We start from the raw sequence: 14,495 nt of genomic DNA, 5'->3' as shown, positions 1-14,495 counted from the left end.
TATTATATGCTAAATAGGAGATTTTGTTTGAAATTATGTTGTTTTCATTATAATTAATCGCATTCTCTTTAGATTTCGAACTTTTCCGTGAGCTCCTGCATGGAAGCAAGCCGTTGCTTTGTTGCCGCAACTACATGATTATGAGAGTTCTATGTCTGTTTGAGTCAGCTTGGCCGATAGCTCCCATAAACGAATAGCTTGCTCAGGGTCGATAGCATACTTCTTGACCCCATAGAAACCTCCATCCTCGGGAGCCATTTCACTGATGTCACAATCCTCGCAGTAGACACCGCCTTTTCCCTCAAGCTGATGTGAAGTTGCTGCCCAGACTTGCGTCGCTGCCCCCTGCTCAGGTGTTTTGAACGCAGGATTGGCCACTTGTCCAGATTCATCAATCCAGCCCAGAGCAATCATTTCCTCTTTTGGCATATGACGCTGTAGTGGTGTCATAATTCCGCCTGGATGAACGGAGAAAGCCCGTACTCCGTGCTCTGCACCTCGACGATCCAGCTCAACGCTGAATAAAATCGTTGCTGTTTTGGACTGTCCATAGGCAGGGAATTTCTCATATCCATGTTCAAATTGGATGTCATCCCAACGAATCGGTGAGAAATGATGTCCCGCTGATGCCAAGGAAACAACACGTGCTCCCCCCTGACTTGCGAGTGCTGGCCATAACAGATTAGTCAGGGCAAAATGGCCCAGATGATTGGTTGCAAATTGAGCTTCCCAGCCAGGACCAACCCGCGTCTCCGGACAAGCCATGATGCCCGCATTAAGAATCAGCATGTCAATGTTCCGATCACTCGCCAGAAATCGCTCGGCAAAAGCACGAACGCTGGATAAATCAGCGAGGTCCAATGCATCTATTTCAACACCTTCCAGACCAGAAAGTGCTTCCTTCGCAACCGCTGGACGACGCGCAGTCACCACTACACGGGCTCCCGCATTAACAAGCGCACGTGTCGTCTCCAACCCGAGGCCTGAATATCCACCCGTTACAATAGCAAGCTGTCCTGACAAGTCCAGATCTCTCAATACATCCTCCGCTGTACTGTTATGGTTGAAGCCAGAGCCCATTTTATGTTGTAAAGTTCTAGTATTATTTTCCTGTGTCATTCTCTTCATCTCCTTGGTAATATTTCTACTTCTTCAAAGTCTACACCCTAGAGCGTACTCTAAGTCAAATGGAAGTGAATACATCACCTCGCAACTTCTCCGTGCAATCTGCAAAAGTAAAAAAAGCCGCCAGTTGGCGACTTTCGTTGAAAGGATTATGGTCATCTAAGTTACGAATCACCCTGAACGGTGGATAACGAAACAAGGACCGGGCTGGCAAAATCAGAGGCCTCTTCTCCTTTTGGATTATGAAGACGGAATAAAAATGCGTCCCCTTCTTCTGATTTCCAGACCATATAATCGCTAATTCCTTCTTCACCTGAGGCCTGAAGATAGAGCTCGGCATAACCAAGCGGGTGTTCTACCAGTTCTCCACTATAATCGGATACCTTACCTGCTTTTTCTAATTCTTCTTTACCGGCCGTCTCCAATTCTGCGAGATTATAATCCGAAGGGAGTGGTTCAATATCCACATAATAGTCAGCGTTACTAGTCAGTGCCAGACGGCCTTGAGCAACATCAAATGTGAATTTCTCGAATACGTACAAGGAAAATCCTTCTCCTTGTTGCAAGGTCGCTTCAAGTGATTGATTGCCATCTGCAGTCAACATTTCAAAACTTTCGGTCTGTGGACGCTTCGTTTCATTCGCTTCTTCTGTTCCACCTACTGGCATTGATGGTTGAGGGCTAGGCAAAGGTTCATTACTACCAGAGCAAGCTGCAAGTGTTAGAACTATAACGATTAACGAGATACTCATCATAATAGAACGTGGTTGAAACATCAGGTTCATTCCTCCCTGTCTATATTCTGCGCTTACATGTTATTACCCATGGCAGAGACTCGGAACCCATAGGTCCAACCTATGAGTTTATCCATAATCAGTATTTCCCTAGGGTCAGGGAAGAACCCTTGATACAGACACCTCGGCATCGATCGAAAGACGCAAGGTGGATATCAATGCCACGCTGGAGGATCAATTGGTGTGGTTGGAGGAAGCAGGGTTTCGCGTGGCAGATTGCATGTACAAATACTTGGACTTTGCAGTGTTTTATGTGCAAAAATAAAAAAAGACCGGATTATCAGCAAGCTATGCCGTAATCCAGTCTTCTCACATATTTTTCATCTTAAATCACTTATTTCAGCGATGCTGGCAGCTTAACGCCGAGAAGTTTGCCTTCGGCTTGGATGATGATCATTCCGTTTGTCTTCAACGTCGTGTTGTGCAGATCTCCATCGGTGGAGACGCGGAAGACCGACTGACCCGACATCATGTTGAGGGCAAGCAGGGTGCCGTTACGTTGTGCTCGATACATCCCTTTGCCGTAAACATCAATCTGAGAAACGGGGGCATCACCATGCCACTGGACCTCTTGACCATTAGCCAGCTTGATGCCTGTAAGTTCTCCCGTGTTTCCGTTTTTGAAGATCAACCTTTCCTGTGTAATGCCAAGCCATACCATATTTTCGCCGTAAGGACGGTGAAAAGTTCGAAGTGGCGCGGTTCCCGGATTGCTTGAGGTCAACGGATACTCCGCTATCGCATCCCCTTGTAGAATGTATAGTTTGTCTTTATTGGAAAATATCCCTCCATACCCATTCACATACGGTGGATCCCCCGGCATGGTCCACTTATACTCCTGACTTCCTTTTAACACACCGGTCTTCAGATTGTACGCATTCACTTTCCATTTGCGTTCTGGTGAAGACTCGTCATTTTCCAACATCGAAGAATAGTAGTCCGCTGAGTATACAAGACCGTCTTTGATCTGAATAGCTTCCCCCTGACCAAAATGACCCCATAACTTCTTGCCCGTTTTCTTGTCATATGCATTAAGCTGTAAGGATGTAAGTGCCCCTTGGACAAAAAAGGTTCTCAGCACCACACCATTAGATTCTCTCAGATACTCAGTACCATTACCTTCACCTAATGGTTCATCTGCTTCCCAGCGCAGTTTGCCTGACTGGATATCCAGTGCAAACGTTGTACTCCCCTTAATCACGTAGAGGGTATCCACCGTTGGAATCAGAGCTTCCGTACGGTTATACGTATCAATCCAGGTGGATGTGCCTGACTGCCATTTTGCTTTGCCTGTCTTCGCATTCAAGGCATATGGCTTGTGATCAGTGGTCAGTCCGTAGAGAATCCCGCTTCGATAGGTAACATAAGGAGTCAGGTCTTTGCCGTAAGTCCACAGCCGTTTACCTGTTGTCGCATCAAGTGCAATCAGCTTCGATCCAGCAAACGTGAATACTTTTCCTTCTTCTGCGATGGCACTAGCTCCGATGTACGTCTCGTTCATATTCAAATAGTTATCTACTTTTGCTGTCCAAGAAGGTTTCAGTTCAGGTACAGTGATTCGCTGATACGAATACCAGTTTTGAATGGATACATCCGATGCTTCCGCATGTGCCTGCGATGGCAACACGCCGATGACGCCGTGAACCATCAGCATTCCGGCAGTAATACCTGCAATGATGGGTCTTCCTGCTCTTCTTTTCCATTCCTTATTCATTTGACGTTTATGTATATTGACCATGGTAAATGAATTCCTCCTGTTATTAAAATCCTGAGATATAACTACATAAACATAACGCGTGATAGGTCCAAATAGTTACCGGATTGTTAAATCATTCAAAGAAAATATCAAAAAAGCCGCCACCAGGCGACTTCTTGATAACTGTATTTTTTCGGTGATAAGTTGCGAACGTGACTCATTAATGAAGTTTCTGCTTTACTTTAGTTGGATCTGGAATACATCACCGGCGTCCCCACCAAAAACGATAAAACCACTTTTCGGGAGCTTCGTCGATTCCTGATTGGTTGCTACAGAGAAGTCAACCATTTCCCCTTTATCATTATACACTGCATAACCTCCGGTCTTGGGAGAATCCACCGTGATGGATTTGTTACCCGATCGGGCGTCGATCGCATACCACCGGGCTTGACCGTTTGCCGGAATAGTCGTAATTCCTTTTTTTCCACCAAAGATTGGAGTAATCGCATCCTCGGCAATGTATTCCTGCCCATCCTGGAGCAAAATCTCGGCGCCATTCTTTGTGTAAAATTGCAGATCAAACGCGTCTCTTCCGTTCATTACAGGAATCTCGGCGATATTCTCTGCGTTGTTTGCATCCATGATTTGCGTGCCATTAGCATAGCCATTTTTAGCATCAACAGACAGGTTCTTGATCAGCATCGATGGAAGCAGATAAAAGATCGACGTTATTTTTTCATCCAACGCGTAATATTTCGAGCCGTCACGAGCTGTCCATTTCTCTTTCGTTGCTGCGTCAAGCGCATTATGATCCAGTTTTTGATAATCATACGTGTTCATTACCGTTTGACCTATACCGGGTAACGTAATCATGCCTTGAACTTTAACATACACCTTGTCATTACGTTCCTTCACAAAACTAGCTTTCACACTGCCATCCGCACTTGTAAAATGTTCGTCGCCTGTGTACACATATTTCTGCTCTGGAATAATTCCACCCAGCAAAGCAGGCAGTTGCATTTCACCATCCTTAATCGTTATATCCAATGTCTCTCCTACCGTACCATAGAGACCGGAGTACTCGCTTAATTCTGTTGGCATCTTCACTTTGACAGGTGGTGAGAATTTCTGATCAGGCTGAACATCATCGATGATGCCCTGATCCTCCAGAACGTCCAGCAGCACTTTGCTGGCAAACATCTGATTGTAGACGGAAGATCCACCAGATGATAGAACCGCCATTGAAATATCATGTTCCGGTATGGTGATTAACACGGCATGGTACAACATGGTATCCCCGCCTTTGGCAAGCGCGGTAATCCCATAATCGCTGAACGGTGCAAGGTCAACCGCGTCCCAGCCCAAGCCATAATTGATCGTATTTTGTTCATCCGATACCCATATGCCCTTACGATATTCATGAGATTGCATGGCCTTCACAGCAGATTCGGACAGAATATCCGGTCTGTTCCCCATTAAAACCTCTCCGAATTGACTCAATTCTTCTGCGGTAGAGTACACTCCGCCTGTGCCGATAATGTTTGCATTTTCGGTAGGCATCTTCATCTCAAGTGTAGGCCAATAGGTTTCGGATAATTGCGCTCTGTCAAAGGAATCTAGTGGTGTCTTCGTTGATTCCAACTTCAACGGCTCGCTGATGAACTTGGCGATATATTCGCTGTAGCTTAATCCGCTCACCCGTTCAACCAGGATTTCAAGCAATTGAAAACCGTCATTGGCGTAGACGGAGTATGCGCCAGGTTTGGATTTCAGTTTTTCGGACTGAAGTTTGAGCAATAACTCATCATGATTGCGGGTGTCATTATCTTCAAACAACATGCTGTTTCCATAATGTGTACCGTAAAGACCGGATGAATGATTCATCAACATGCGCGGTGTGATTTGAGTATAGCGCGCATCTGCCATTTTAAAGTCCTTGATATACGAAGTAAGCGGCTCATCCAGATCTACTTTACCGGAATCAACCAGCTTCATGGCGGCTGCCGTAACAACCATTTTGCTAACCGAACCTATGCCATACATGCTATCCTTGTCTATTGGCTTCTGTGATGCCTTATCGTGCAGTCCTACACTATCTGATAAAATGTATTCTCCTTCATCCATTATCGCATATTGCACACTGGTGACACCGTAGTTTTGCACCATCTCCTTGGCGATCTGCTCCGCCCGTGCCTCAATCGTACTGCTGTTATTCGCCTCTGCGCTGACATCTGCCAGCGGTGTAATTACAAGCACCGCTGTACATAAAAGACTAATTAATTTCTTCATCCCATGTCCTCCCTCAAATGTTCTTATGAATGAATTCATCATATCCGGGAAGAGACTGTTCGAACGCAAACGGACCCTGAATGGAAAAAAACAACCCCTGAACGGCAGGTTCAGGGATTGTCGGTGTGGAACGGAAGCACGACCATGTTGTTAAATTTCCGATGCTGATGCTCAATACTCATATGTCCACCATATTTCTCGCACATTCTCGATATATTGGTTAGACCAATCCCATGGTACTCCGGATTGGGCTTGTCACTTTTCAAGTCAACGATCGGTTGCTCCACATGATTCATAATCTGGATGACCAGTGTAGATGATGTGGAGTGAATGGCAATGAGGATGTATCGATCCTCCGCCTGTCTAACCTTCTTGGAGGCTTCAATTGCGTTATCAAGCATGTTACCCAGCACCACACACAGATCATATCGATCGATCTGGATATGTTGCGAGTGGAGCTGGATTTTGGTGTCGATTTTGATCCCGTTTGCCTGCCCCATAGCAAGCGTATTCGTAACGAGAGCATCAATGACCAGATTGCCAGAGTTCACCCGCTGGTACGCACCTTCAATGGTATTTAATGTAGACTTGATATGGTCACCTGCCGCTGCCAGTTCGTTACGTTGGATACATTCATCAATATACAGAAACTGCTGATTGATATCATGGATGATGGATTTAATGTTTTTGAAACTGTGAACGGTCTTCTCATAGTTGGCATCCTGGTAGTCCATCTGACGCTGTAACTGGGTATTTTCATGCGCAAGCTGTACCTTTTCCACCATGTTATCGAATACATATACAATGAACACGTTGAGAAATAGCGAGCCTAGTACAGAAAAGACGTAGAATATGTTTTTTTCACTATATATGGAGGCCACATTGATCTGATAGATCGTAATAATGGGTACGATGAGAAACAGCAAATAATAACGATAATGCACGGCAAAACTTCTTCGTTTGGCCACTAAACGCACAATTTGAATAACAATGAACATGATGCTGCAACCAACAAGCATCACTTTGGAGAGAATCCAGTGGTTTTCTCCGTTGAACTGTTCCCATGAGATGAATTCTGTGGATTCCAAAACTCCGAGAATATATACAGCTATCGTATTTGCCATTGTAATCAGAACCGCATACAGGATGGTAAAAACAAGTTTGATTTTGAACTCTACTTCATAGGATTGTGCCAGACTGAAGATTAATAACAGAGCAACAGCAGTAGAAACGATGTCCGAGAAGGAAGAAACCAAATAAAAATAACAAAGCAGGATAAAAACGATGAAATAGATCCCTCTGCGCGGCTTACGCCTGGACTTGCCCAACACAGAATCAAAATAAAAGTTCGCCTGAAATGCCATAAGTAAAGTCACAAAGATGATGGAAAAGATCATATAGGTACCCATATCATTGAATCCTCATGATCATATATTTGGTGTAAGCATCCTTGATTTCTTTGACCTTGGATCGACCTATGGGCAGTTCCGTTCCATTCAACATGACAACTTGGGTACCGGAAAACTTCTGAACATGCATCAGGTTGATGATAATCGAGCGATGAATCTGTAAGAAACCATGGTCTTTCAAACCTGTAGCGTAGCTGGATAAAATGCCTTTGGTTTCATGTACATTTTCCTGTGTCACAAAATTCAACTTGTTCTTGATCGTTAAACTTTTGACGACCTCAATCCAGAGAATATCATCATATTTCAGCAGCAGTTCATCATAGTCTGATTTGATTAGTACATACTTTTTGTCCAATGCCTGAAAATATTGACACAGCTTAATCATCTTTTCCTCGAAAACTTGCGGCTGGATTGGCTTGATCAGATATTGAAAGGTGATGACATCAAAGCTCTCCACCATATATTCCGGGTAACTGGTCAGAAACATAATCTGTACATCCAGAAACTTCATGTTCCTGATCTCTTTAGCGGTCTGAATCCCGTTCATTCCGCCCATCTCCACATCCAAGATGAGAATATTGAATGTATCCCCAACCTCTCTGTAGTGTGAGAGCAGTTGTTCACCAGATGTGAATAGGCTAATTTGAAAATCAAAATTGGTTTTTAGAGATAAGGAGACCAGCATGGATTTCACACGTTCTCGTTGCTGCTCCTCATCATCACAGATTGCAATATTGAACATGGGGGAACATCCGCCTTTCATCGACATCGACTCTGAATTTCACTCTCGAATATACTATTTTAGCATAGGTTTCGGAGTCGAATGGGGATGAAATGCATTATTCCGACCCTAAAACGCAGATCAACAAAAAAAGTCGCCACATTGGCGACTCTTGAGCTTGAAACCTTCTCCAGCATTCCTATGAAAAGTCCAGTCTGTTATTTTGTTTTTTTGGGGAAAGCATGGCGGTAATACCGTATTACCTTGCGATACATCGTCTTGTCCTTTAATTGATTGAATATATATGGGTCAGGTTTGACATTTACTTCAATAATCCAGGGTTTCAGACTGTGGTCAAGGCCGATATCTACACCGATTTGCTTAAGATGCGGGTACTTTTTTTTCATATGACGAGCTATGCGCAGGCTAAGCTCATTCATCTCTTGAATCAGTTCATTTCTGCGTTTGGTGGATGCATGTGATTTTAGCAGCTTGTGAATATCCATCGGTGTACCACCACTATGATAATTGGTTACGATTTTCTTTGGATGACCCAGTCGCCCGATGATTCCGGTAGCTTCCCAATGTTTGGTCGGGCTTAGCTGTATCATGACTCGAATATCAAAACGTCTGTTATTGTGCTTAAGCAGATGGATTCCTCTCTGAATCAGATAACTTCTTTTATTCACCAGACGAGTCAGACTGTTATAAAACGATTCAAAGCTGTCAAACGTCAGGCGTTTTTGCTCTATTTGATAGACAAAATGTTGTTGACTTTCCATCTCCGCCTTAATAACACCCATCCCGAAAGTACCTCTCTCGGGTTTGACATAGACCATTCCATATTTGCTGATCATGGATTTCAGATTCGTCTTGTTATATTTCTGTGTGTCGGGGATAAACGGTTTAATTAATTCATTATTAATGATCAATTTTGTTTTTAACCACTTGCTTCTTAACGGCTGCAACTTATCAACTCCCATGTCGTAAACTCTCCCTTCAGCAACCGCATCAAAGCCTGCTGTTTGATCAAGATCCTGCAAGCATTATATGTAATACCGATAAAGGAACCCTCAACAAAAGCCCCTATTCGTAAAAATGTATATTTGCACATGCCCTGACCAAAACACTTTTGCACACATACCATATAATGAGTCATCACGATTTGTGCAAGGAGTTGAGAAGATGTCCGCCCAGCCTGGAATCCGGTTGAACAATGCGCCTAAGATTGATGTTCTTATACCAGCGATCGAGAAAGATTTGGCTACCCTCCCCCTCGTCATCGATAACATTCGCCGTTATGTAAAACATCCCATTGGAAGCATATATATTGTTTCTCCGGTCAGCACCAAGATCAGAAAACTCTGTTCCCTTAAAAACTGCATTTTTGTTAATGAGCGATCCGTCCTGCCTATAACCAAAAACGACATACACTACCAGTCCTCCCGATGGAATCGGTCAGGCTGGTTATATCAGCAGTTGCTCAAAATGAACGGAGATTCCATTGTGAAGGCAAAGTACTTTCTAGTCATGGATGCAGATACCGTACTGATTAAACCTCATTCATTTCTTGTAGAAGGCAAAACAGTCTTTTACTGCCGTGACTGGAGCCAGCCGGAATATTTCAATACCTACCGCAAGTTGTTAGGCATGAAAGCTCCGCGCCCCCGCTCTTTTGTCACCCATTATATGCTGTTCGACAAATCAAAACTCGCTGCCTTAAAACAGAAAATTGAAGCGGTTCATAAGCTGCCATGGTACAAAGCGATCATCTCCAATATCAATAAGAAGAAACAGTTTGGTTTCTCCGAATATGAAACGTATGCCAATTTTATGTATACGAAAAACCCAGGTAGCATGGTCCTTAGAAGTTCCAAGAATAAAAGTCTGAATGTGAACGCTTCTTCGTTAAAAGAGCAACAAATCCGCAATCTGGCTCTTAAATATCGTTCTCTTTCCTTTCATAAACGGAAAATCTATAGTAAAGCTCCCTGAGCTTAAGGAGGAAGCCCATGCATATCGTAATGCTGTGCGGCGGCTCTGGCAAAAGGCTCTGGCCGTTATCCAATGAGCTTCGCTCCAAGCTGTTCATAGATATACTTCCATCACCCGCTGGAGGTAGGGAATCCATGATCAGCAGAGTATGCCGCCAGCTTGACAGTTCATCCCTAACGGATTCAACACTCATTATTTCACATCAAGATCAGGCTAATATTACGGCACGACATACTCAAGGCAAAATACCAGTCATTGGGGAACCTTATAAACGAGGCACTTTTACTGCGGCGGCCTTAGCGACGTTATATCTGCAATCCTTCCGAATGGCCAAAGATGACGATGTGATCTGTATCGCGCCAGCTGATGTGTTCGCAGGTGAAGATTTTTTCAGCAACTTCCAATTACTGCCGGATATACTGAAACACTCTCAAGCCGATATCGCTTTAATTGGGACAAGGCCTACACATGCTTCAGAACAGTATGGATACATCCTGCCGGATGGGGAAGAACGTAATGCTTATGCGCCCATAACACAATTTATAGAAAAACCCGAAGCCTCCATTGCTGAAACGCTGCTACAACGTGGGGCACTATGGAACTGCGGTGTGTACGCGTTCACTGTCGCGTTTATGATATCCCATATTAAAAAAATGGGGCTTCCGGTTCATTATGATCAATTGTCGTCCCTGTATGAAGCGTTGCCTGAACGGAGTTTTGACAAGCATGTTGCAGAAAAGGCACAGCGAGCCGTAGTCCTGCCTTATGAGGGAGTATGGCAGGATATTGGAAGCTGGGATACGCTGTGCGCACAGTTAGATACCCATGTAATCGGACATGGCGGAATCTCGGGTTCTTCCTCCGATTCCTATATTATTAACGAGCTTCCCTACCCCATCCAAGTCATTGGCGTGCCAGGTATTATCGCTGCCGCAAGTCCGGATGGCATTCTCATTGCCAACAAAAATAATTCAAATGAAATTAAAGCGCAATTGGGTAACTTGCCATTAAAACCGATGTATGGTGAAGCAACCTGGGGCAGTTATCGTGTCATTGAGAGTTCGTTAGACAATGAGAATACAACTGTAACCACATTAAACATAACGGTTCTACCGGGCAAACATATCGGGTTGAACTGGCATAGAACTGGGTGTAGAGCATGGACCGTGCTTGCAGGCAGTGGGCAAATGCTTGTCAACGGAAAGGTCATGCAAGTGAGTATGGGCAATCAGTTCGCGATTACCAAGGAGAGTCTCTTTTCTATTCTGGCTGAAACCAGGATGGTGATCCTTGAGGTCCGGATCGGAGTAACAGAGGAGAAAGACAACATACTTTTTGAAGAAAAAGATTGGAATGTAATCCTAAAAAGTGCAGGTTCATTTAACGCATAATGATAGAATGAACCGGTTCAATCTGCGTGTCTTATAGCCCCTTCCATTCGCGGAAGGGGCTCATTGGCATAATTAAGGGAAACCTGACACTTCTTCTCCCTATATCTTAGTTAAACAACTTGCGAAGTTCCTCTACTTCCAGACGTGCAACTGGCTGGTAAGCGGAACTTTGTACATAACGCTGGAAGCTGTATAACAACTGTCTGCCCTCCAATGTAGTCATCAGACGCTCCAGATTCAGCGCTCCCATCAGCACTCTCCCCTTCCGAACCCGACACTCCATCAACAGGCCGAGCTTGTGGTTTCGCTCAAAATTGTCAATGGTCTGCACGATCGGATTCAAGTCTTTATCCAACTCATCCAAGATGATCGATGACGACTCGGACACGATGCTCCACCACGGATAAGTTGAGTGCTCCTCTGTGACAAAATGTTCGAAGGCCGGATGATCCTGTTGAATTAACAAGCCCATTGTGCCCACAGGAACTTCTCTTTTCATATTCTCCGAGATGGATCGGAACATAGGGTAAGACCAGAAATCGGTGCTATAGAAACCTTGGATCGCGTGTTGAAGCTCATTGGGATTCGGGAAAAGTAAAATATCCTCGCCCTGCTCAAGCAGCGCCAACGCCTGTTCCGAGAGTTCGGTAAATAGATTCAAACCGCTCAGGTCCACTTCCTCCTGTCTCGGGTAGATCCACAGGTCGTAAGACTTACGGATATCCGTGCCCGGAATGGACAGTCTAAGCTCCACTTTGGTCATATTGGAGACTTCAGGAATGCGAATGCTGAGATCCGCGACATTCACATAATGTTCTCCATGGGTCGCTGGCAGGTCTGCTTTCCCTTCTGTAAGGGTGGAATCCTCACCATGTAGCTCCCACTTCAGATGACGTCCGTCCAATGCCTGTCTGCGGAAGTAACTTAGTTCAATGCGTGCTTCGAACAATTCACCCGCTTGATAATTATATTTGGGGAATCTCGCCAACAACACAGCGTCGGAACAAAACGTTCTCCACTCCTCAGGTGTAATCATGCCTTTGGAATCCATGAATGCGTCCAGTACACCCACCAGCGCCGTTCCCTGACCACTGAAATCCTGAAGATCCAGCAGCTGGAACCCGGCTAGTTGCTTCGAACGAAAAGCAGCTTCCAGTTCTTCCTTGTAACATGCGACCGCGAGTTTACCAGAGGCTCTGAAGTATGCTTCCGCCAGATGTCCCAGCCCGTTGGCATTCAGACGCTCTCGAAACACTTCGAAATTCTTGGCTTTGAGAGAACCCGTATACTTGTTGATCTCCTCGAAATTAGGAAACGTGGCGTACTGTCCAATTTCATGCGAGATGATTGGTACGTGTGAGACAAGTTGGTCACTTCCAGCTTCGGCCTGCACTGTTTTGGAACCTGTCCCATACTGAATCTGAATCTCTTTGTCCCCAGTCTGACCAGAAGGGTCAGCATCGCTGCCTTGCTCAGGTACAATGTTTGAATCGTAATCTTTCAATGTATTTGGCAGGTCGGTCTGCACGTGACCGAGCGGAGCATCACACATCGCATATGAACCTCTGAACAGGCGCTCTTTGGAGAAACGAACCCCGCAGAAGAATTCACTTTCCTCCAGAATGTCCGGCACAAACTGAAAGTTATTCGAACCTTCGGTGTATAGATGACGATGATCATATGCTTTGTATGCCTTCAGGATCGAATTCAATCTGTCCTTGCTTCCCCATAGTTCATTCCCCATGGACATCATGACAAACGAAGGATGATTACCAAAAGCACGCAGCATCGCAAATCCTTCGCTAATCAAGTAATCCTGCTCGGCTTGATTATGCCCATCCGAAGATTCATCCGTAATCGTTCCCCAGAACGGAAGCTCAGGCTCCATGTAGATGCCGAGCAGATCCGCTGCAATAAAAGCAGCCTCCGGAGGACAACAGGTATGGAAACGGTAGTGATTGATACCGTAGGACTTGGAGATAGCGAGAATACGAACCCATTCATCCACATCTGTTGGAGCGTATCCCGTGAGCGGAAAGATCAGCCCGTCATGTTTGCCTCGAAGAAACGTTTTGCGACCATTAATGGTGAATTTGTCTCCGGCAGCCCGGAATTCCCGTAATCCCGTCCATACTTCGGTGGAATCCAGCACTTCCCCGTCCTGATCTTGCAGATGAATATGAAGTTGGTACAGGTTAGGTTCATCATCACTCCATAACATCGCATCTTCACCAATCTTGTACGTCAGCTGGATTTCCTGCGAATCCGGGGCGAAAATCTGTTCCTCGGTCGTATACACCGGATCTGCACTGACTGCAACAGCTGAAACCACGATTCGTACTTCTTGCAGGTCACCAACAAGTGCTGCCTTGATCTCGAAAGATCGAGTCGCAAGATCGGGATAGACCTGAACATTATCCAGGAAAACACGCTCGAAAAATTGAAGTTCCAATTTCCCGGTGATGCCGTTCCAATTCGTCTGCGTGTCTTCGGATGTAAGGTGACCACCTTTGGTTGGATAATTGGTATTGTCCACTCGAATGGTAATTGTATGAGTCCCAGCGGTTAACCCTGCCTCAATCTCGTAACGGTGAGGTGTGTTCAGACTGTTTTGCGTTCCCCATTCCACCCCATCAATCCAAACTGTGGTTACTCGTGTTCGTTCCAGATGCAAGAAGCAACATTTTCCAGCCAAGTGTTCGGGAATTTCAATCTCTCGTGAAAACCAGGCATAACCCTCAAATAAGTACTCATCCGTCAGCGCACCGATTAACACATTCTCGTTTTTCTTGCCCTTGGCCGCATGAGATGTAGTATTTGGCAATGTAATAACGTCTGAGAAATTCAGACCACGTTCCACCTTATGTTCATCAAGTTGGAGTTTCCATATGCCTTCCAGATTTATTGCTTCTATCATGATAGTGTCCCCTTTTAAATTCATATAATCGATAAAAGTAATCGCTTCCAATGAACAGAAATCGTTTTCGAAAATCATACCTGTATTATAAACTCGATTGACGCCCCTCGCATAGATCATTTACAAATAAAAAAGTCGCCAATGCTGGCGACATCTTA

Annotated in this window: 10 protein-coding genes; 2 read left to right on the top strand and 8 right to left on the bottom strand. The window is 44.8% G+C overall.

Annotated elements, in window-relative coordinates:
- Positions 1 to 138 precede the first annotated feature (138 nt).
- From CXK86_RS11230 to CXK86_RS11195, 7 genes are all read right to left on the bottom strand, one after another.
- Positions 139 to 1,119 carry an SDR family NAD(P)-dependent oxidoreductase gene (locus CXK86_RS11230; protein ID WP_101313698.1) on the bottom strand — a complete coding sequence of 327 codons (981 nt, stop codon included), beginning with the start codon at positions 1,117 to 1,119 and terminating at the stop codon, positions 139 to 141.
- Between the two features lie 170 nt (positions 1,120 to 1,289).
- The gene (locus tag CXK86_RS11225) at positions 1,290 to 1,901 is read right to left on the bottom strand and encodes a hypothetical protein (protein WP_101313697.1); all 612 of its coding nucleotides are present in this window, start codon (positions 1,899 to 1,901) and stop codon (positions 1,290 to 1,292) included.
- Positions 1,902 to 2,253: 352 nt separating this feature from the next.
- Entirely contained in the window at positions 2,254 to 3,657 is a 1,404-nt protein-coding gene (locus CXK86_RS11215) for an outer membrane protein assembly factor BamB family protein (RefSeq protein ID WP_101313696.1), read from the bottom strand.
- A gap of 195 nt (positions 3,658 to 3,852) precedes the next feature.
- Positions 3,853 to 5,904 (bottom strand): serine hydrolase domain-containing protein, encoded by a 2,052-nt coding sequence (locus CXK86_RS11210; RefSeq protein ID WP_101313695.1) that lies wholly within the window; start codon positions 5,902 to 5,904, stop codon positions 3,853 to 3,855.
- 110 nt (positions 5,905 to 6,014) lie between these two features.
- Positions 6,015 to 7,313, bottom strand: coding sequence for a GHKL domain-containing protein (locus CXK86_RS11205; RefSeq protein WP_101313694.1), 1,299 nt, complete (start codon positions 7,311 to 7,313; stop codon positions 6,015 to 6,017).
- Between the two features lies 1 nt (position 7,314).
- Positions 7,315 to 8,055: a LytR/AlgR family response regulator transcription factor gene (locus CXK86_RS11200; RefSeq protein ID WP_091030735.1), complete on the bottom strand. Its 741-nt coding sequence runs from the start codon at positions 8,053 to 8,055 to the stop codon at positions 7,315 to 7,317.
- A 197-nt stretch (positions 8,056 to 8,252) separates the two neighbouring features.
- Positions 8,253 to 9,017 carry a YheC/YheD family protein gene (locus CXK86_RS11195; protein ID WP_076249384.1) on the bottom strand — a complete coding sequence of 255 codons (765 nt, stop codon included), beginning with the start codon at positions 9,015 to 9,017 and terminating at the stop codon, positions 8,253 to 8,255.
- Positions 9,018 to 9,219: 202 nt separating this feature from the next.
- Here CXK86_RS11195 and CXK86_RS11190 point away from each other — a divergent pair, with 202 nt between their 5' ends.
- Both CXK86_RS11190 and CXK86_RS11185 read left to right on the top strand, forming a co-directional pair.
- On the top strand, positions 9,220 to 10,029 hold the full coding sequence (locus tag CXK86_RS11190) for a DUF6492 family protein (protein ID WP_101313693.1): 810 nt from the start codon (positions 9,220 to 9,222) through the stop codon (positions 10,027 to 10,029).
- Between the two features lie 17 nt (positions 10,030 to 10,046).
- The gene (locus tag CXK86_RS11185) at positions 10,047 to 11,420 is read left to right on the top strand and encodes a sugar phosphate nucleotidyltransferase (RefSeq protein WP_101313692.1); all 1,374 of its coding nucleotides are present in this window, start codon (positions 10,047 to 10,049) and stop codon (positions 11,418 to 11,420) included.
- 106 nt (positions 11,421 to 11,526) lie between these two features.
- On the opposite strand, the gene CXK86_RS11180 is transcribed toward CXK86_RS11185, so the two are convergent.
- Entirely contained in the window at positions 11,527 to 14,337 is a 2,811-nt protein-coding gene (locus CXK86_RS11180; protein ID WP_101313691.1) for a glycoside hydrolase family 2 TIM barrel-domain containing protein, read from the bottom strand.
- Positions 14,338 to 14,495: the final 158 nt, after the last annotated feature.

Origin of the sequence: Paenibacillus sp. BGI2013, from assembly GCF_002843485.1 — a bacterium.
Lineage (GTDB): Bacteria > Bacillota > Bacilli > Paenibacillales > Paenibacillaceae > Paenibacillus > Paenibacillus amylolyticus.
This window is presented reverse-complemented; position numbering and strand designations above follow the sequence as displayed.

Excerpts from the sequence above, each read along its gene's own strand:
- CXK86_RS11230 (WP_101313698.1), bottom strand. The coding sequence starts at position 1,119 with ATGACACAGGAAAATAATACTAGAACTTTACAACATAAAATGGGCTCT.
- CXK86_RS11225 (WP_101313697.1), bottom strand. The coding sequence starts at position 1,901 with ATGTTTCAACCACGTTCTATTATGATGAGTATCTCGTTAATCGTTATA.
- CXK86_RS11215 (WP_101313696.1), bottom strand. The coding sequence starts at position 3,657 with ATGGTCAATATACATAAACGTCAAATGAATAAGGAATGGAAAAGAAGA.
- CXK86_RS11210 (WP_101313695.1), bottom strand. The coding sequence starts at position 5,904 with ATGAAGAAATTAATTAGTCTTTTATGTACAGCGGTGCTTGTAATTACA.
- CXK86_RS11205 (WP_101313694.1), bottom strand. The coding sequence starts at position 7,313 with ATGGGTACCTATATGATCTTTTCCATCATCTTTGTGACTTTACTTATG.
- CXK86_RS11200 (WP_091030735.1), bottom strand. The coding sequence starts at position 8,055 with ATGTTCAATATTGCAATCTGTGATGATGAGGAGCAGCAACGAGAACGT.
- CXK86_RS11195 (WP_076249384.1), bottom strand. The coding sequence starts at position 9,017 with ATGGGAGTTGATAAGTTGCAGCCGTTAAGAAGCAAGTGGTTAAAAACA.
- CXK86_RS11190 (WP_101313693.1), top strand. The coding sequence starts at position 9,220 with ATGTCCGCCCAGCCTGGAATCCGGTTGAACAATGCGCCTAAGATTGAT.
- CXK86_RS11185 (WP_101313692.1), top strand. The coding sequence starts at position 10,047 with ATGCATATCGTAATGCTGTGCGGCGGCTCTGGCAAAAGGCTCTGGCCG.
- CXK86_RS11180 (WP_101313691.1), bottom strand. The coding sequence starts at position 14,337 with ATGATAGAAGCAATAAATCTGGAAGGCATATGGAAACTCCAACTTGAT.